The following is a 17400-nucleotide window of genomic DNA, read 5'->3' on the forward strand; positions in this document are numbered from 1 at the left end:
TACCCATGGGCGCGGGGATGAAAGATTACTCTTCGATGTTGCCCATGGCGGTGGTGTTGAAGCCGCCGTCCACGTACATGATTTCACCGCTGATGCCGGAAGCCAGGTCCGAGCACAAGAACGCGCCGGCGTTGCCGACTTCGTCGATGGTGACGTTACGACGCAGCGGGGTTTGCGCTTCGTTGGCGGCCAGCATTTTGCGGAAGTTCTTGATGCCGGAAGCGGCGAGGGTGCGGATCGGGCCGGCCGATACAGCGTTGACGCGGGTGCCATCCGGGCCCAGGGAACCGGCCAGGTAACGCACACCGGCTTCCAGGGAAGCCTTGGCCATGCCCATGACGTTGTAGTTCGGCATGGTGCGCTCGGCACCCAGGTACGACAGGGTCAGCAGGCTGCCGTTGCGGCCTTTCATCATTTCGCGACCGGCCTTGGCCAGGGCCACGAAGCTGTAGGCACTGATGTCGTGGGCAATGCGGAAACCTTCACGGGTGGTGGCTTCGGTGAAGTCGCCGTCCAGTTGGTCACCCGGGGCGAAGCCAACGGAATGCACGATGCAGTCCAGGCCGTCCCACTTCTTGCTCAGCTCTTCGAAGACCTTGGCGATTTCTTCATCGCTGGCCACGTCGCACGGGAAGCACAGCTCAGGGTTCGAACCCCAGCCTTGTGCGAACTCTTCGACACGACCCTTGAGTTTGTCGTTCTGATAAGTGAAGGCAAGCTCAGCGCCCTCGCGATGCATGGCGGCGGCGATGCCGGATGCGATGGACAGCTTGCTGGCGACACCGACGATCAGAACGCGCTTACCGGCGAGAAAACCCATGTGTTGCTCCTCTTTCAGGTTATTCGGCAGTTGTTGGGGCCAGGAAAGCGGCCTCCAGCAACTGCTGTGTATAGGGGTGTTGCGGCGCGGCGAATATGCTGCGGGCATCACCTTGTTCGACCACTTGGCCATGCTTGACCACCATCAACTGGTGGCTCAGCGCTTTGACGACAGCCAGATCATGGCTGATAAACAGGTACGTCAGGTTGTACTTGGTTTGCAAAGACCGCAACAGCTCCACCACTTGGCGTTGCACGGTACGGTCCAGGGCCGACGTCGGTTCATCCAGCAGAATCAACGCCGGCTTGAGCACCAGGGCCCGGGCAATGGCGATACGCTGCCGTTGCCCTCCGGAAAATTCATGGGGGTAGCGGTTCCGGGTTTCCGGATCCAGGCCTACCTCCTTCAATGCCGCAATTATCGCTTGTTCCTGCTCGGCTTCGGTGCCGATCTTGTGGATCCGCAAGCCTTCGCCGACGATTTGGCTCACACACATCCGCGGGCTCAGGCTGCCGAACGGGTCCTGAAACACCACTTGCATCTCCCGGCGTAGCGGCCGGACCTGCTGTTGCGTCAGGCGGTCGAGCTGCTTGCCTTCGAACCGGATCCCGCCCTGGCTGCCGATCAACCGCAAGATCGCCAGCCCCAGGGTGGACTTGCCGGAGCCGCTTTCGCCGACGATGCCCAGGGTCTGTCCCTGGGGCAGGCTGAAGTGGATACCGTCCACGGCCTTGATGTAGTCCACCGTGCGTTTGAGCAGGCCTTTCTTGATCGGGAACCAGACTTTCAGGTCCTCGACCTGCAACAGTGGCGGGCCGACAACATTGGTCGCCGGGTTGCCACTGGGCTCGGCGGCCAGCAGTTCCCGAGTGTACGGATGCTGCGGCGCGCGGAACAACTCTTCGCACGATGCCTGTTCGACGATGCAACCGCGCTGCATGACACATACGCGATGAGCAATTCTTCGTACCAAGTTCAAATCGTGGCTGATCAGCAGCAATGCCATGCCCAATCGCGACTGTAATTCCTTGAGCAATTCAAGGATTTTCAGCTGGACGGTGACGTCCAGTGCCGTGGTCGGCTCGTCGGCGATCAGCAGTTCCGGCTCGTTGGCCAGGGCCATGGCGATCATCACCCGTTGGCGCTGGCCGCCGGACAACTCATGGGGCAGGGCCTTGAGGCGCTTGTGCGGTTCGGGGATGCCGACCAGCTCCAGCAGTTCAAGGGTCCGGCGAGTCGCGACTTTGCCGCTCAGGCCCTTGTGAATGCCGAGCACTTCATTGATCTGCTTCTCAATGGAGTGCAGCGGGTTGAGGGACGTCATCGGCTCCTGAAAGATCATCGCAATCCGGTTGCCACGGATATGGCGGATGGTTTTTTCTTTCAGCCCCAGCAAATCCTGCCCAGCGTACTGGATGGTCCCGGTTGGATGATGGGCCAGCGGGTAGGGCAGCAAACGCAGGATCGAATGGGCCGTTACCGATTTTCCTGAGCCGCTTTCACCTACCAGGGCCAGGGTTTCGCCGCGCTTGATATCAAAGCTGACGCCCTCGACCACCCGCTGGCGGCGTTCGCCGACAATGAACTCCACCGCCAGGTCGCGTACTTCGATCAGATTGTCCTGGTTCATTTCACTTCCTCGGATCGAAGGCATCGCGAGCGGACTCGCCGATGAACACCAACAGGCTCAGCATCAGCGCCAGCACGGCAAACGCGCTGATACCCAACCAGGGTGCCTGGAGGTTGGATTTGCCCTGGGCCACCAGTTCGCCCAGGGACGGCGAGCCCGCAGGCAAGCCAAAACCCAGGAAATCCAGGGCGGTGAGGGTGCCGATGGCACCGGTGAGGATGAACGGCATGAATGTCATGGTCGAAACCATGGCGTTGGGCAGGATGTGGCGGAACATGATCGCGCCGTTCTGCATGCCCAACGCCCGCGCGGCGCGCACGTATTCCAGGTTGCGCCCGCGCAGGAACTCGGCGCGGACCACGTCCACCAGGCTCATCCAGGAGAACAGCAGCATGATGCCCAGCAGCCACCAGAAGTTCGGCTGGACGAAGCTGGCCAGAATAATCAGCAGGTAAAGCACTGGCAGCCCGGACCAGATCTCCAGGAAACGCTGGCCGGCCAGGTCCACCCAGCCGCCATAAAAGCCCTGCAGGGCGCCGGCGACCACACCGATGATCGAACTGAGCACCGTCAGCGTCAGGGCGAACAGCACCGATATCCGGAAGCCGTAGATCACCCGCGCCAACACATCACGGCCCTGATCGTCGGTGCCCAGCCAGTTCATCGAGGACGGTGGTGCCGGGGCCGGGACCTTCAGGTCGTAGTTGATGCTCTGGTAACCGAATGGAATCGGTGCCCACAGCACCCACGCGTCCTTGGCGGCCAGCAGTTCACGGATGTACGGGCTCTTGTAGTTAGCTTCCAGCGGGAATTCGCCGCCGAAAGTGGTTTCCGGGTAGCGCTTGAGGGCCGGGAAGTACCAGCCATCGTCGTAATGCACCACCAGCGGCTTGTCGTTGGCGATCAACTCGGCGCCGAGGCTCAGCCCGAACAGGATCAGAAACAGCCACAGCGACCACCAGCCACGCTTGTTGGCCTTGAACAGTTCGAAGCGGCGGCGATTGAGAGGGGACAGGTTCATCTCAATGCTCCCGGCTTTCGAAGTCGATACGCGGATCGACAAGGGTGTAGGTCAGGTCGCCGATCAGTTTCACCACCAGCCCCAGCAGGGTGAAGATAAACAGGGTGCCGAAGACCACCGGGTAGTCACGGTTGATGGCCGCTTCGAAGCTCATCAACCCGAGGCCGTCGAGGGAGAAAATCACTTCCACCAGCAAGGAGCCGGTGAAGAAAATCCCGATGAACGCCGAAGGGAAACCGGCGATCACCAGCAGCATGGCGTTGCGGAACACGTGGCCATAGAGTACCCGACGGCGAGTCAGGCCCTTGGCCTTGGCGGTGACCACGTATTGCTTGTTGATTTCGTCGAGGAAGCTGTTCTTGGTCAGCAGGGTCATGGTGGCGAAGTTACCGATCACCAGTGCGGTCACGGGCAAGGCCAGGTGCCAGAAATAGTCGAGGATCTTGCCGCCCAGGGTCAGTTGGTCGAAGTTGTTGGACGTCAGTCCCCGTAACGGGAACCAGTCGAAATAGCTGCCGCCGGCAAAGACCACGATCAGCAGAATGGCGAAAAGAAACGACGGGATCGCATAACCGACGATGATTGCCGAACTGGTCCACACGTCGAAATGGCTACCGTGCCGCGTGGCCTTGGCGATCCCCAATGGGATCGACACCAGGTACATGATCAGCGTGCTCCACAACCCGAGGGAGATGGACACCGGCATTTTTTCTTTGATCAGGTCGATGACTTTGGCGTCGCGAAAGAAGCTGTCGCCGAAGTCCAGGTGGGCGTAGTTCTTGATCATGATCCACAGGCGTTCGGGGGCCGATTTGTCGAAGCCGTACATGCGCTCGATTTCCTTGACCAGTCCCGGGTCCAGGCCCTGGGCGCCGCGGTAGGAGGAACCGGCCACCGACACCTCGGCGCCGCCGCCGGCAATGCGGCTGGTGGCGCCTTCGAAGCCTTCGAGCTTGGCGATCATCTGCTCCACCGGCCCGCCGGGCGCGGCCTGGATGATGAGGAAGTTGATCAACAGGATGCCGAACAGGGTCGGGATGATCAGCAACAGCCGCCTAAAGATATAAGCCAGCATCGGGTTACTCCACGCTCGCAGGGGCGGTGTTGATGTGTTGTTCCATGGCTTGTTTTTCGACCTCGACGGCAGGCTTGGTGTCTGGCTTGACCCACCAGGTGGTGGTGCCGATGTCATAGGTCGGCGTTACTTTAGGATGGCCGATGTGGTTCCAGTAGGCCACGCGCCAGGTCTTGATGTGCCAGTTGGGGATCACGTAGTAGCCCCATTGCAGCACCCGATCCAGCGCCCGGGCGTGGGCCACCAGGCTCTTGCGCGAATCGGCGTTGATCAGTTGCTCCACCAGTTGGTCGACGGCCGGGTCCTTCAGGCCCATGGTGTTGCGGCTGCCGGGCTTGTCGGCGGCGGCTGACATCCAGAACTCACGCTGTTCGTTACCCGGCGAGTTGGATTGCGGGAAGCTGCCCACCATTAGGTCGAAATCTCGGGAGCGCACGCGGTTGACGAACTGGGCGACGTCGACCCGGCGGATGATCAGGTCGATGCCCAGGTCGCTCAGGTTGCGCTTGAGCGGCAGCAGCACCCGCTCGAATTCGGTCTGGGCCAGCAAGAATTCCAGCACCACCGGTTTGCCCTGGGCATCGACCATTTTGTCGTCGACGATGCGCCAGCCGGCTTCTTGCAGCAATTGGTAGGCCTTGCGCTGCTGGTCGCGGATCATGCCGCTGCCGTCGCTCACCGAAGGCTGGAACGCTTCGGTGAATACCTGTTCGGGGATCTTGCCGCGCAAGGGCTCGAGAATTTTCAGCTCGTCTTCGCCGGGCAGGCCGGTGGCGGCCATTTCCGAGTTTTCGAAGTAGCTGCGGGTGCGGGCGTAGGCGCTGTTGAACAGTTGCTTGTTGGTCCACTCGAAGTCCAGCAGCAGGCTCAAGGCCTTGCGCACCCGCACGTCCTGGAAGATCGGGCGGCGCAGGTTGTAGACAAAGCCCTGCATGCCGGTGGGGTTGCCGTTGGGGATCTGTTCCTTGATCAGCCGGCCTTCGGTCACGGCCGGGACGTTGTAGGCGTTGGCCCAGTTCTTGGCGCTCATTTCCAGCCAGAAATCGAACTGCCCGGCTTTCAGCGCCTCGATCGCTACGGTGTTGTCGCGGTAGTAGTCGGTGGTCAGTACGTCGAAATTGTAAAAGCCGCGATTGACCGGCAGGTCCTTGCCCCAATAGTCCTTCACCCGCTCATAGCGGATCGAACGCCCGGCCTTCACTTCGGTCACCTTATAGGGGCCGCTGCCCAGGGGGATTTCCAGGTTGCCCTTGTTGAAGTCGCGATCGGCCCACCAATGCTTGGGCAATACCGGTAATTGGCCGAGGATCAGCGGTAATTCGCGGTTATTTGTATGCTTGAACTTGAACAGCACCTTGAGCGGGTCTTCGGCGATGACTTCGGCGACGTCGTTGTAATAGCCGCGGAACATCGGGGCGCCGTCCTTGGTCAGGGTCTGGAAGCTGAAGACCACGTCTTCGGCGCGCACTGGATGACCGTCGTTGAAGCGGGCTTCGGGGCGCAGGTAGAAGCGCACCCAGCCATTGTCCGGGGCCTTCTCGATTTTTTCGGCGATCAGGCCATATTCGGTGAAAGGTTCGTCCAGGCCTTGTTTGGCTAAGGTGTCGTAGATCAGGCCGATGTCATCGGCCGGCACGCCCTTGCTGATGAACGGGTTAAGGCTGTCGAAGCCGCCAAATCCGCCCTGGCGGAAAATCCCGCCCTTGGGGGCGTCGGGGTTCACGTAGTCGAAATGCTTGAAGTCGGCCGGGTATTTGGGCAGCTCGTTGTACAAGGTCAAGGCGTGCTGCGGGGCGGCACAGGCCAGTCCTGCGAATAACAGGCCGCTGGCCTGCAGGAGCAGGGCGCGCAAAGGCTTCATTGATCTTTCTCCGAAGATTTCAGCCACCACGCGCTCAGGCCCAGGGTGTAAGGCGGCGTGGTGACGAAGGCGAACCGGTTACGGTACGCCAGGCGATGATAATTGAGATACCAATTGGGAATGCAGTAATGCTGCCACAGCAGCACGCGGTCCAGGGCTTTGCCGGCGGCGACTTGTTCGTCCCGGGTTTGGGCGCCCAGCAGTGTTTCGAGCAGGTGATCGACCACGGGGTTGGCGATCCCGGCGTAGTTTTTACTGCCCTTGACCCCGACCTGGCTGGAGTGAAAGTACTGCCACTGCTCAAGGCCCGGGCTTAGGGTCTGGTTCAAGGTCAGCAGGATCATGTCGAAGTCGAACTGGTCCATGCGCTGTTTGTACTGGGCGCGGTCCACTGTGCGCAGCCGGGCCTGGATGCCGATGCTGGCGAGGTTTTCAACGTAGGGCTGCAGGATGCGCTCCAGGTTCGGGTTCACCAACAGGATCTCGAAGCTCAGAGGCTGGCTGTCGGCGTTCAGCAGGCGTTGGCCGTTGAGGGTCCATCCGGCTTCTTTCAATAATCCCAAAGCCTTGCGCAAGGTTTCCCGGGGAATGCCGCGACCGTCGGTCCGCGACAGGCCGAAAGGCTCTGTGAACAGTCGGGGCGGCAATTGTTCGCGGTACGGCTTGAGCAGCAGCCATTCGTGGCCCACTGGCAGGCCGCTGGCGGAGAATTCGCTGTTGGGGTAGTAACTGAGGGTGCGCTTGTAGGCGCCGCTGAACAGCGTGCGGTTGGTCCACTCAAAATCGAACATCAGCCCCAAGGCTTCGCGAACCTTGACCTCGGCAAGTGTGCTGCGCCGGGTGTTCATGAACAGGCCCTGGGTCTGGGTCGGGATCTGGTGGGGAATCTGCGCCTTGATCACATCGCCGCGGCTGACTGCTGGGAAGTCATAGCCGTTGGCCCAGTTCTTGGCCTGGTGTTCGATGTAGATGTCGAATTCACCGGCCTTGAAGGCTTCGAAGGCCACATCACTGTCGCGGTAGAACTCCACTTCCATCCGGTCGTAGTTGTATTTGCCACGATTGACCGGCAGGTCCTTGCCCCAGTAATCCTTGACCCTTTCGAACACCAGTTGGCGACCTGGTTGTACTTTGGTAATGCGGTAAGGGCCGCTGCCCAGGGGGGGCTCGAATGTGGTGGCCTTGAAGTCGCGATCTTTCCAGTAATGTTGGGGCAGCACCGGTAATTCACCCAGGCGCAGGATCAGCAGCGGGTTGCCCGCGCGCTTGAAGACAAAGCGGATTTTCAGCGGGTTGAGGATGTCGACCCGCAATACTTCCTGAAGGCTGGTGCGGTATTGCGGATGGCCATCCTTGAGCAGGGTTCTGTAGGAGAACGCCACGTCATAGGCAGTGATGGGCACACCGTCATGAAACCGGGCTTCGGGCCGCAGGTTGAACACCACCCAGCTGCGGTCTTCGCTGTACTCCACCGTCTGGGCGATCAGGCCGTAGCTCGACGTCGGCTCATCGCCGGATGGTGCGTACTGGCCGGTGCCGACCATCAGCGGTTCGTTCAGCTCGTTGATGCCGTATTGCAGGAAGTTTGGCGTGGAAACCGGGCTGCTGCCCTTGAATGTGTAGGGGTTTAGCGTATCGAAGGTGCCGAATGCCATGACTCGCAAGGTACCGCCCTTGGGCGCTTGCGGGTTGACCCAGTCGAAGTGGGTGAATCTGGCCGGGTACTTGAGCGTGCCGAACTGCGCATAGCCATGGCTTTCGCTGATGGCTGCGCTGGCGGGGAAGCTCAAGGCCAGGCTGATCAGGAGCAGGAGGAGGGGACGTATCAAGTCTGAGATCCGATCCAGGCGGCTTGGGCTTTATGGCCTGTACAGTAACAGCTTGTATCGGCAGGAAAAAGGCGGGGGCTTGTGGCGAGGGGATTTATCCCCGCTGGGGCGCGAAGCGGCCCTAAAACCTGACAACTCGGTGTATCAAATAGACCCAGGGGCTGCTTCGCAGCCCAGCGGGGATAAATCCCCTCGCCACAGGAGCCTCTTGTGATCAGTGCGGGGAGTAGACCGTCAGCATCTGCCCAGGCTTGAGTGCATTGCCCATCCGTGGATTCCAGCGCTTGAGGTGCTGCATTTCCACGTTGAAGCGTTTGGCCACTACGTACAGCGAGTCGCCCTGCTTGACCTTGTATTGAGTCTGCTTGGTTTTACTGCTCTTGCTGTTGGCCGCTACCACGCTGTTGAAGCGCTTGCCGGTGTCCTGCATCACCAGGGTCTGGCCAACCTTCAGTTTGTTGCCACTGAGCTTGTTCCAGCGCTGCAGGTCTTTGGTCTGTACGTTGTTGGCCTTGGCGATCTGGGCCAGGTTTTCACCGCGCTTGACGCGGTAGGTGCGCCTGGCGCCTTGCACTTCGTCGTCATCGGCGGTTTCAAAAACCGGTTTGAGCGAGCGCTGGCTGATCAGTTCATCCGGGCGCATGGTCGACAGGCTGGCGGTCAGCAGTTGGGCCTTGGACGTGGGGACCAGCAGGTGCTGCGGGCCGTCGATGGTGGTGCGTTGCTTGAAGGCCGGGTTGAGCTGGAACAACTCGTCTTCGTCGATGTTGGCCACCGCCGCGACCTTGGACAGGTCCATGCGCTGGTTGATTTCGACGACCTGGAAATAGGGTTCGTTGGCGATCGGGCTGAGGTTCACGCCATAGGCATCGGGGGAGAGCACGACCTGGGACAATGCCAGCAACTTGGGCACATAGGCCTGGGTTTCGCTGGGCAGCGGCAGGTTCCAGTAGTCGGTGGGCAGACCGAGCTTCTCGTTGCGCTCGATGGCACGGCTGACCGTGCCTTCACCGGCGTTGTACGCTGCCAGCGCCAGCAACCAGTCGCCGTTGAACATGTCGTGCAGGCGCGTCAGGTAATCCATGGCGGCCGTGGTGGATGCGGTGATGTCGCGACGCCCGTCATAGAAGCGGGTCTGGCGCAGGTTGAAGTAACGCCCCGTGGACGGGATGAATTGCCACAGCCCCACTGCGTTGGCCCGGGAATAGGCCATGGGGTTGTAGGCGCTTTCGATCACCGGCAGCAGCGCCAGCTCCAGCGGCATGTTGCGTTCTTCAAGGCGTTCGACGATGTAATGGATGTACAGGCTGCCGCGCTCACCGGCGTTTTCCAGGAAGGACGGGTTGCTGGCGAACCACAGGCGCTGTTGCTCGATGCGCGGGTTCACGCCGGCGGTTTCCTGCAGCTGGAAGCCTTGGCGCATGCGTTCCCAGACGTCCTGGGGTACTTGAGGGCTGGGTTTTTCAGCGAGCCAGTTAGGCTTCTGTTTGGCGCGAGCGGCGATATTCGGCGTGTGTGTCGCGTCGGTTTGCGGCACCTGGCTCGTGCTCTGGCAGCCCGCCAGGGTGGCGGACACAGCCACCGCAATGGCTTGAGCCAAGCGGGTCAATGTGTCTGACTGGACGGACCTACGTATAGATGACGACATTGGCTGGAAGTAAGTTCCGGGCAAAAATGTCGGCCGATTCTAGGAAGCGCACCCCAACAGGTCAACCATTCAGAATTTTTGTATTAATCGATAGGCGCCTTAGAACTTATCTTTCCAAGCCCTCAAGGCCGCAAAAACCTCACTCGGCGTCTCGTTACACTGGCCGTTCCGTTCGTCTGCTTTTTGTTTAACGGATGTTTCAGCGGTGCGTAGGAACGGATTGGTGAGCTTTTCCAGGGCCAGGGTCGAGGGCAGGGACATGACGCTGTTATTGCGTTGCTGGCTGACTTTTTCCAGACGGGCGGCAATGTCCGGATTGCCCGGTTCCACCGCAGCGGCGAATTTCAGGTTGCTGAGGGTGTATTCGTGGGTGCAGTAGACCAGCGTATCTTCCGGCAGGGCGGCGAGGCGGCTGAGGGAGTGGTGCATTTGCTCAGGTGTGCCTTCGAAGAGCCGGCCGCAACCGGCGGCAAACAGGGTGTCGCCGCAGAACAGCAGGCCATGGTGGTAGTAGGCGATATGCCCCAATGTGTGGCCGGGCACGGCGTAGACATCGAAGTCCAAGCCGAGCACGCTGATCTGGTCGTTGTCCTCAAGCGCTTGATCCCGTGCCGGGATGTTTTCGCTGGCCGGGCCATACACAGTGGCGTGGGTCGCGTTTTTCAGCGCCTGGACGCCGCCGACATGGTCATGGTGATGGTGAGTGATCAGGATGTCGCTCAAGACCCAGCCCGGATGGGCGTCGAGCCAGGCCTGTACCGGCGCGGCGTCACCCGGGTCGACCACGGCGCAGCGCTGGGTTGAGTGATCCTGTAACAACCAGATGTAGTTATCGGTGAACGCGGGCAGGGCACTGATCTGTATCATCGCGGAATTCGCCAAGCGGAAAACAAAGGCGCATCTTAGAACTTCCTGACGCGTTGGAGAATGCAATGACCGATGAAGCGTTCGCTCAGGCTGATCCTGACTGGCTGGCGTTAATCAGCGCCGCCCGTGAATGGCTGTCCGGCCCTGTCGGGCAATTTTTGCTGGAGGAGGAGCGGCGCATGCTCGAAGACGAGCTGGGCCGGTTCTTCGGTGGTTATCTGGTGCACTACGGGCCGTCGGCGCAAACGCCGCCGTCGGCACCGCAGGTCCAGCGCAACGTACGCCTGGGCGCGCCATTGCCCGGGGTGGAGATTGTCTGCGAGGAGCAGGCCTGGCCGCTGAGCGAACATGCCGCCGACGTGGTGGTGATGCAGCACGGCCTGGATTTCTGCCTGTCCCCCCACGGTTTGCTGCGAGAAGCCGCCAGCAGCGTGCGCCCCGGCGGGCATCTGTTGATCATCGGCATCAACCCTTGGAGCAGTTGGGGGTTGCGTCGGGTGTTCGCCCATGACGCCTTGCGCCAGGCTCGCTGCATCTCGGCGTCGAGGGTTGGCGACTGGCTCAACCTGCTGGGCTTCGCGCTGGAGAAACGCCGCTTCGGGTGCTATCGTCCGCCGCTTGCGTCGCCCAAGTGGCAGGCCCGTCTGGCCGGCTGGGAGCGCAAGGCTGGTGACTGGCAGCTGTCGGGCGGCGGCTTCTATTTATTGGTAGCGCGCAAGATCGCGGTCGGGCTGCGCCCTGTGCGTCAGGCGCGACGTGAGCCGATGGGCAAGCTGATTCCCTTGCCGATGGCCAAGGTCAATCGTCGCCACATCGAACCGTAACCTTTTCTGATGGCCTGGCCGGTGTTTCGGCTTCGGGCGTTGTCGGCCCTGATCGGCAGGCCTTTGCATTTTTTTGGATAGATTGGCATGAGCGATAGCGTAGAACTCTTCACTGACGGCGCCTGCAAGGGCAATCCCGGCCCGGGCGGCTGGGGCGCGTTGCTGGTGTGCAAAGGCGTGGAGAAGGAACTCTGGGGCGGCGAAACCAATACCACCAACAATCGCATGGAGCTGATGGGCGCCATCCGCGGCCTGGAAGAACTCAAGCGGTCCTGCGATGTGCTGCTGGTGACTGACTCGCAGTACGTGATGAAAGGCATCAACGAGTGGATGGCCAACTGGAAGAAACGCGGCTGGAAGACGGCTGCGAAGGAACCCGTGAAAAACGCCGATCTCTGGAAGTTGCTGGATGAGCAGGTCAACCGCCACAACGTTACCTGGAAATGGGTGCGCGGCCACATCGGCCACCACGGTAACGAACGGGCCGACCAGTTGGCCAACCGTGGCGTGGATGAGGTGCGGGGCTTCAAGCAGGCTTGATTTGCCGAGGCGCTCTTGTGGCGAGCAAGCTGTGCTCCCACAGAGTTTGCTCCCGCACAATCCACTTTGCCTCCACAAGCCTGGCTCCCAGGTAAATCCTCTCGCCACAGGAGCGTGTTAACATCCGCGCTTTTGCAAGCATGCCCGTTGAGAGCTGAACACTGATGGCCAACAGATCTGTTGTACTGGATACCGAAACCACCGGCATGCCGGTGACCGATGGTCACCGGATTATCGAAATCGGCTGTGTCGAGCTGATCGGCCGGCGCCTGACCGGCCGCCATTTTCACGTTTACCTGCAACCGGACCGTGAAAGTGATGAGGGCGCCATCGGCGTTCACGGTATTACCAACGAGTTCCTGGTAGGCAAGCCGCGCTTCGCCGAAGTGGCCGATGAGTTCTTCGAATTCATCCAGGGCGCGCAGCTGATCATCCACAACGCGGCGTTCGACGTTGGTTTCATCAACAACGAATTCGCCCTGATGGGCCAGCATGAGCGGGCTGACATCACTCAGCACTGCACCATCCTCGATACCCTGATGATGGCCCGGGAACGGCACCCGGGGCAGCGCAACAGCCTCGATGCCTTGTGCAAACGCTACGGCGTCGACAACTCCGGCCGTGAACTGCACGGCGCCTTGCTCGACTCCGAGATTCTCGCCGACGTCTACCTGACCATGACTGGCGGCCAGACCAGCTTGTCCCTGGCCGGCAATGCCTCGGATGGCAACGGCACCGGCGAAGGCTCGGGCAACCAGGCTACGGAAATTCGTCGTTTGCCCGCTGACCGTCGGCCGTCCCGGATCATCCGCGCCAGCGAAAGCGACCTGGCCGAACATGCCGCGCGTCTGGAAGCTATCGCCAAGTCTGCGGGTGCTCCGGCACTGTGGGCGCAATTGGCTGAGTCGCAGGCCGCAGCGAACTGATGAAGTCCCTTGTGGGAGCGAGGCCGCTCCCACAAAGTCATCCATTGTTCATTTCTCGCCACAATCGCCAGTACCTTCTAACCTGAGGTAACGGCAGGCTATGGATCCCGTTTGATGTGTGAAGATTTGAGAGGCAAGGGCAATGGATGGCATCGCGCCGTTGGTTGTCTCAAGGAATGAGGACCTTCCCCAGTATGCAACCGGTCATGAACCCCAAGCACCCCGGTCTGTCGGTGCGCGTCGTCGATGACGGCTTCGCTGCCTACATCTGGGGCAGTGACTTCAGCTTCGAAGTCAGCGACTACGGTACCGCACAGATCGGCCGGCCCGTAAGCCAATGGCCGGTGACGCCCATTGTTCCCTATCGAAAGTGCTATGGCATCGATCCAGAGGAGTTCAGCAGTTTCCGCGATGCCCCGGACAGCGAGATCTTCATGGCCTATCTTGATGACCAGCCGGTAGGGCATCTGGTGGTCAGTACCAACTGGAACGGTTTTGCCCACATCGACGAACTGGCGGTGCACGCCCCGGCCCGTCGCCACGGGGTGGCCAAGGCGCTGCTTGACGTTGCTCAATTCTGGAGCCGCAAGAAAAAACTGCCGGGGATCATGCTGGAAACCCAGAACAACAATCTGGGAGCTTGCCGGCTCTATGAGCGTTGCGGTTACGTGCTCGGCGGTATCGATCACTTGCGCTATCGCGGTATTGACCGCGATACCGCCGAAGTGGCGCTGTTCTGGTACCGGTTGTTCGACGATCCGCTGGGCATGTCGATCAGTGGTTCAGCAACGCCTCGGCTTGTTCCGTAAGCAGTTCGAGCAGCGACTGGATGGCGGGCGAGGGGGGCGTGCCGTTCAGGCTCAGGGCGTAGAGGCAGATTGGAATGGCGGGTGATACCGGGCATACGTCCAGCCCGCCACCCTTGGCGCCTGAAGCGGTGAAGGGGTCGACAATGGCAAGGCCTTCGCCGGCCTCGACCATGGCGCGCATCATTTGATGGGTCTGGACGCGGATCTGGATCACCGGCGCCGGGCGTAGCGCCCCCAGTTTATGGTCGAACGCCGGGCTCAGCGGGTCGTGGCCGTCCAGGCCCACCAACGACTGCCCCGCCAGATCCTGAATCGAAATGTACTTTTGCCGCGGTTGCAGCCAGCCGTGGGGCGCCAGCAATTGCAGTTTGCCCTGGGCAATCATCTGGCAATGGATATCGGGGTGTTCAGGGTCGTTCAAGCTCAACCCCAGGTCGCTTTCGCGCAGCAGAAGACTGTGGACGATGTCGCGGGTCGGTTGGCTGAGCAGCGTGCACGGTGCATCCGGATGGCGTCGACGCAGGGCGGCGATGCTCTGGGGCAGTAACTGCTGGGCCAGCGGCGGGGTGCAGATGATGCGCAGGGGGGGCGCCTGATAGTGTTTCAGGCTGCTGGCCAGCCGCTGCACGGGTTCGAGGGTGTCGTATACGCGCGTGATGCCGTCGCGCAACTCCAGGGCTTCTCGAGTGGCCTGCAATCGCCCGCGAACACTGGCGAACAGCATAAAACCCAGTTGAGCCTCGGCATCACGCAGGATTGCCTCGACCTCAGCCACCGACAACTGCAGCCATTCGGCTGCCGTGCCGAGGTGGCCGGTTTGCAGCAGCGCCTGGATCACTTCGATGTGGCGTAAACGCATGCAAGAAGTCCATGTTCGGCGGGTGAGCCATTGAGTGGCTGAATCCTAACCCAAGTCCGGGCACGACTTCTGCTCATAACCGCAGGTTATGAAGCTATTTGTGTTTACGTTCGCGCTTTAGAACGACTCCGGACTGCACCAACTCAAACTCGTCTTTTTCTTCGCGTTTTTTGACACGATCACCGATGGCCAACTTATAGGTAGTGACAGGCTCCTTGCCGTTTCCGTCGTGCGACGGGGTCGATTCCTGGAATTCATGCACCGAATAGACGCGACCTTCGGCGTCCCGCGCATGAAATTGTCCGACAAGTACTGCTGCCATTGCTTAGAACCTCTGGAAATAGATCACTCGATTTGCGGTTCTGTAGACCCTGGTCAAGTGCGGTAAGTTTTCTTACAAGAAAAAAATAGTCCAGCCGAAAAATTTTCGTCGCTCCACTGGTCCAATTGTGACTTCGATCATCTATAACTACAGGCTCCTTTGAGTCGACAGTCGAGAAGCCTCTCATGAGTAATGTCTACACTGTGGCCGTTTTGGTGGGCAGCCTGCGCAAGGCATCGATCAATCGCAAGGTGGCGCTGGCACTGGCGGATCTGGCACCGGCCAACCTGAAGCTGGAAATCATCGAAATCGGCGAACTGCCGCTCTATAACGAAGACATCGACGTGTCGCCGCCGCCGGCAGCCTACAGCACTTTCCGTCAGCAGGTAGGCGCAGCCGACGCGTTGCTGTTCGTCACCCCTGAATACAACCGTTCAGTGCCGGCACCGCTGAAGAACGCCATCGACGTCGGCTCGCGTCCCTATGGTCAAAGTTGCCTGAGCGGCAAGCCGGGCGCGGTGATCAGTGCGTCGCCGGGCGCCATCGGTGGTTTTGGTGCCAATCATCATTTGCGCCAGTCCCTGGTGTTTCTCGATGTGCCCTGCATGCAGCAGCCAGAAGCCTACCTGAGCGGCGCCGGGACGGCGTTCGACGATAAAGGCGACCTGTCGGAGTCCGTGAGGCCGTTCCTGCAAAAATTCATTGATGCTTATGGCAAGTGGGTTGAGCAACATAAAAAGGTTTGAACCCCGAAATTTCAGGAAAACCACAAACACCTGTGGCGAGGGAGCTTGCTCCCGCCGGGCTGCGAAGCAGGCTCCTTTTTGGCGGTTGCTGCGCAACCGAGCGGGAGCAAGTTCCCTCGCCATAGATGCATGTGTAATCGAAGTTCGCGCTTTACTGGATATCTGAAACTCCCTATCTTCGCCCTCGCTCGCCATGCCCGATGCTCACCCTCGCGTTGAAGTCCTCAAGGCACTGGCCGGCACGTGCTGCTGATTTCTTCTGTTCAATCCCTCTTCCAAGGTTGTTGCGCATGCTCATTGCGTCGTTGATTTTCCTGCTGACCATTACGCTGGTGATCTGGCAACCCAAGGGGCTCGGCGTCGGCTGGAGTGCGACGCTCGGCGCGTTGCTGGCCTTGTTGAGCGGGGTGGTGCAGGTTGGCGACGTTGCACTGGTGTGGCACATCATCTGGAATGCCACCGGTACGTTTGTCGCGCTGATCATCATCAGCCTGTTGCTGGACGAGGCGGGGTTCTTCGCCTGGGCGGCGCTACATGTGGCCCGTTGGGGGCGGGGCAGTGGGCGCAAGCTGTTTGCCTTCATGGTGCTGTTGGGCGCGCTGGTGTCGGCGTTGTTCGCCAATGACGGCGCGGCGCTGATCCTGACGCCCATCGTGATTTCGATGCTGTTGGCCTTGCGTTTTTCGCCTGCCTCGACCCTCGCGTTCGTGATGGGTGCCGGTTTCATTGCCGACACCGCGAGCCTGCCGCTGGTGGTGTCGAACCTGGTGAACATCGTCTCGGCGGACTTCTTCGGCATTGGTTTCAACCGCTACGCGGCGGTGATGGTGCCGGTGAACCTGGTCAGCGTGGCGGCCAGCCTCGGGATCCTGATGTGGTTCTTTCGCCGCGATATCCCGCGCGACTACGACCCGCATCAGTTGGACGACCCCGCGACGGCGATCCACGACACGGCAACTTTCTATGCTGGCTGGGCGGTGCTGGTGATTCTGCTGCTGGGTTGCTTTGCCCTGGAGCCGCTGGGCATTCCCATTAGCGCGATTTCGGCCGTCTGCGCCGCGTTGCTGCTGGCCGTTGCGGCCCGGGGTCACAAGATATCCACCCGCAAGGTGATGAAGGAAGCTCCGTGGCAGATCGTGATCTTTTCCCTGGGCATGTACTTGGTGGTGTATGGGCTGCGTAACGCCGGGCTGACCAGCTACCTGGCCCACTGGCTCGACGGTTTCGCCGAATATGGCGTCTGGGGCGCAGCGATGGGCACCGGGTTGTTGACGGCGTTGCTCTCGTCGGTCATGAACAACCTGCCCACGGTGCTGATCGGCGCCTTGTCTATCGATGCCAGCCAGGCCACCGGTGTGGTGAAAGAGGCGATGATCTACGCCAATGTCATCGGCAGCGACCTGGGCCCGAAAATCACCCCGATCGGCAGCCTGGCGACCCTGCTTTGGTTGCACGTGTTGGCGCGCAAGGACATCCGGATCGGCTGGGGGTATTACTTCAAGGTCGGGATCGTACTGACTGCGCCGGTGTTGCTGGTGACGTTGGCGGCGCTGGCGTTGCGGTTGTCCATTTAAACCGAGGTGGCTTCATCGCGAGCAGGCTCGCTCACAGGGAGAATGCATT

At 60.5% G+C, this 17400-nt stretch carries 16 protein-coding genes; 6 read left to right on the forward strand and 10 right to left on the reverse strand.

The window, feature by feature from the left end; genetic code table 11:
- Window positions 1–25: 25 nt before the first annotated feature.
- The 8 genes from fabI to gloB all read right to left on the reverse strand — a co-directional run bounded on the left by fabI (window position 26) and on the right by gloB (window position 10751).
- Entirely contained in the window at window positions 26–820 is a 795-nt protein-coding gene (gene fabI, locus ACA047_RS12865) for an enoyl-ACP reductase FabI (RefSeq protein ID WP_305389996.1), read from the reverse strand.
- Between the two features lie 19 nt (window positions 821–839).
- The gene (locus ACA047_RS12870) at window positions 840–2450 is read right to left on the reverse strand and encodes an ABC transporter ATP-binding protein (protein ID WP_497359549.1); all 1611 of its coding nucleotides are present in this window, start codon (window positions 2448–2450) and stop codon (window positions 840–842) included.
- Window position 2451: 1 nt separating this feature from the next.
- A complete protein-coding gene (locus ACA047_RS12875) occupies window positions 2452–3471 on the reverse strand; it encodes an ABC transporter permease (RefSeq protein ID WP_497359550.1) in 1020 nt (339 codons plus the stop codon).
- A 1-nt stretch (window position 3472) separates the two neighbouring features.
- Window positions 3473–4546: a microcin C ABC transporter permease YejB gene (locus ACA047_RS12880; RefSeq protein ID WP_497359551.1), complete on the reverse strand. Its 1074-nt coding sequence runs from the start codon at window positions 4544–4546 to the stop codon at window positions 3473–3475.
- A 4-nt stretch (window positions 4547–4550) separates the two neighbouring features.
- Window positions 4551–6407 (reverse strand): extracellular solute-binding protein, encoded by a 1857-nt coding sequence (locus ACA047_RS12885; RefSeq protein ID WP_497359552.1) that lies wholly within the window; start codon window positions 6405–6407, stop codon window positions 4551–4553.
- Window positions 6404–8236 (reverse strand): extracellular solute-binding protein, encoded by a 1833-nt coding sequence (locus ACA047_RS12890; RefSeq protein ID WP_497359553.1) that lies wholly within the window; start codon window positions 8234–8236, stop codon window positions 6404–6406. The genes ACA047_RS12885 and ACA047_RS12890 overlap by 4 nt, the downstream gene beginning before the upstream one ends.
- Before the next feature lie 214 nt (window positions 8237–8450).
- Window positions 8451–9884, reverse strand: a complete 1434-nt coding sequence (locus tag ACA047_RS12895; protein WP_497359554.1) for a transglycosylase SLT domain-containing protein — start codon at window positions 9882–9884, stop codon at window positions 8451–8453.
- Window positions 9885–9983: 99 nt separating this feature from the next.
- The gene (gloB, locus tag ACA047_RS12900) at window positions 9984–10751 is read right to left on the reverse strand and encodes a hydroxyacylglutathione hydrolase (protein ID WP_497359555.1); all 768 of its coding nucleotides are present in this window, start codon (window positions 10749–10751) and stop codon (window positions 9984–9986) included.
- Window positions 10752–10816: 65 nt separating this feature from the next.
- On the opposite strand from gloB, the gene ACA047_RS12905 reads away from it, so the two are divergent.
- The 4 genes from ACA047_RS12905 (at window position 10817) to ACA047_RS12920 (ending at window position 13850) form a co-directional block, all read left to right on the forward strand.
- A complete protein-coding gene (locus ACA047_RS12905) occupies window positions 10817–11575 on the forward strand; it encodes a class I SAM-dependent methyltransferase (protein WP_497359556.1) in 759 nt (252 codons plus the stop codon).
- An 87-nt stretch (window positions 11576–11662) separates the two neighbouring features.
- On the forward strand, window positions 11663–12115 hold the full coding sequence (gene rnhA / locus ACA047_RS12910) for a ribonuclease HI (protein WP_497359557.1): 453 nt from the start codon (window positions 11663–11665) through the stop codon (window positions 12113–12115).
- Between the two features lie 164 nt (window positions 12116–12279).
- Window positions 12280–13041 carry a DNA polymerase III subunit epsilon gene (dnaQ, locus tag ACA047_RS12915; protein WP_497359558.1) on the forward strand — a complete coding sequence of 254 codons (762 nt, stop codon included), beginning with the start codon at window positions 12280–12282 and terminating at the stop codon, window positions 13039–13041.
- Window positions 13042–13235: 194 nt separating this feature from the next.
- The gene (locus ACA047_RS12920; RefSeq protein WP_497359559.1) at window positions 13236–13850 is read left to right on the forward strand and encodes a GNAT family N-acetyltransferase; all 615 of its coding nucleotides are present in this window, start codon (window positions 13236–13238) and stop codon (window positions 13848–13850) included.
- Here the strand turns inward: ACA047_RS12920 and ACA047_RS12925 are convergent.
- Together ACA047_RS12925 and ACA047_RS12930 are read right to left on the reverse strand one after the other, a co-directional pair.
- Entirely contained in the window at window positions 13816–14709 is an 894-nt protein-coding gene (locus tag ACA047_RS12925; RefSeq protein ID WP_497359560.1) for a LysR substrate-binding domain-containing protein, read from the reverse strand. The genes ACA047_RS12920 and ACA047_RS12925 overlap by 35 nt on opposite strands.
- A gap of 94 nt (window positions 14710–14803) precedes the next feature.
- Window positions 14804–15031, reverse strand: a complete 228-nt coding sequence (locus tag ACA047_RS12930; protein ID WP_497359561.1) for a hypothetical protein — start codon at window positions 15029–15031, stop codon at window positions 14804–14806.
- A 185-nt stretch (window positions 15032–15216) separates the two neighbouring features.
- Here ACA047_RS12930 and ACA047_RS12935 point away from each other — a divergent pair, with 185 nt between their 5' ends.
- Complete coding sequence (locus tag ACA047_RS12935) at window positions 15217–15777, forward strand: NADPH-dependent FMN reductase (RefSeq protein ID WP_497359562.1); 561 nt, start codon at window positions 15217–15219, stop codon at window positions 15775–15777.
- A gap of 290 nt (window positions 15778–16067) precedes the next feature.
- The gene (locus ACA047_RS12940) at window positions 16068–17351 is read left to right on the forward strand and encodes an arsenic transporter (RefSeq protein ID WP_497359563.1); all 1284 of its coding nucleotides are present in this window, start codon (window positions 16068–16070) and stop codon (window positions 17349–17351) included.
- The last annotated feature ends 49 nt before the right edge of the window (window positions 17352–17400 follow it).

The organism is Pseudomonas sp. LBUM1664, assembly GCF_059695895.1.

What these genes read in the sequence shown, in the direction of transcription:
- fabI (WP_305389996.1), bottom strand. Translation starts at nt 820, where the DNA reads ATGGGTTTTCTCGCCGGTAAGCGCGTTCTGATCGTCGGTGTCGCCAGC.
- ACA047_RS12870 (WP_497359549.1), bottom strand. Translation starts at nt 2,450, where the DNA reads ATGAACCAGGACAATCTGATCGAAGTACGCGACCTGGCGGTGGAGTTC.
- ACA047_RS12875 (WP_497359550.1), bottom strand. Translation starts at nt 3,471, where the DNA reads ATGAACCTGTCCCCTCTCAATCGCCGCCGCTTCGAACTGTTCAAGGCC.
- ACA047_RS12880 (WP_497359551.1), bottom strand. Translation starts at nt 4,546, where the DNA reads ATGCTGGCTTATATCTTTAGGCGGCTGTTGCTGATCATCCCGACCCTG.
- ACA047_RS12885 (WP_497359552.1), bottom strand. Translation starts at nt 6,407, where the DNA reads ATGAAGCCTTTGCGCGCCCTGCTCCTGCAGGCCAGCGGCCTGTTATTC.
- ACA047_RS12895 (WP_497359554.1), bottom strand. Translation starts at nt 9,884, where the DNA reads ATGTCGTCATCTATACGTAGGTCCGTCCAGTCAGACACATTGACCCGC.
- gloB (WP_497359555.1), bottom strand. Translation starts at nt 10,751, where the DNA reads ATGATACAGATCAGTGCCCTGCCCGCGTTCACCGATAACTACATCTGG.
- ACA047_RS12905 (WP_497359556.1), top strand. Translation starts at nt 10,817, where the DNA reads ATGACCGATGAAGCGTTCGCTCAGGCTGATCCTGACTGGCTGGCGTTA.
- rnhA (WP_497359557.1), top strand. Translation starts at nt 11,663, where the DNA reads ATGAGCGATAGCGTAGAACTCTTCACTGACGGCGCCTGCAAGGGCAAT.
- dnaQ (WP_497359558.1), top strand. Translation starts at nt 12,280, where the DNA reads ATGGCCAACAGATCTGTTGTACTGGATACCGAAACCACCGGCATGCCG.
- ACA047_RS12920 (WP_497359559.1), top strand. Translation starts at nt 13,236, where the DNA reads ATGCAACCGGTCATGAACCCCAAGCACCCCGGTCTGTCGGTGCGCGTC.
- ACA047_RS12925 (WP_497359560.1), bottom strand. Translation starts at nt 14,709, where the DNA reads ATGCGTTTACGCCACATCGAAGTGATCCAGGCGCTGCTGCAAACCGGC.
- ACA047_RS12930 (WP_497359561.1), bottom strand. Translation starts at nt 15,031, where the DNA reads ATGGCAGCAGTACTTGTCGGACAATTTCATGCGCGGGACGCCGAAGGT.
- ACA047_RS12935 (WP_497359562.1), top strand. Translation starts at nt 15,217, where the DNA reads ATGAGTAATGTCTACACTGTGGCCGTTTTGGTGGGCAGCCTGCGCAAG.
- ACA047_RS12940 (WP_497359563.1), top strand. Translation starts at nt 16,068, where the DNA reads ATGCTCATTGCGTCGTTGATTTTCCTGCTGACCATTACGCTGGTGATC.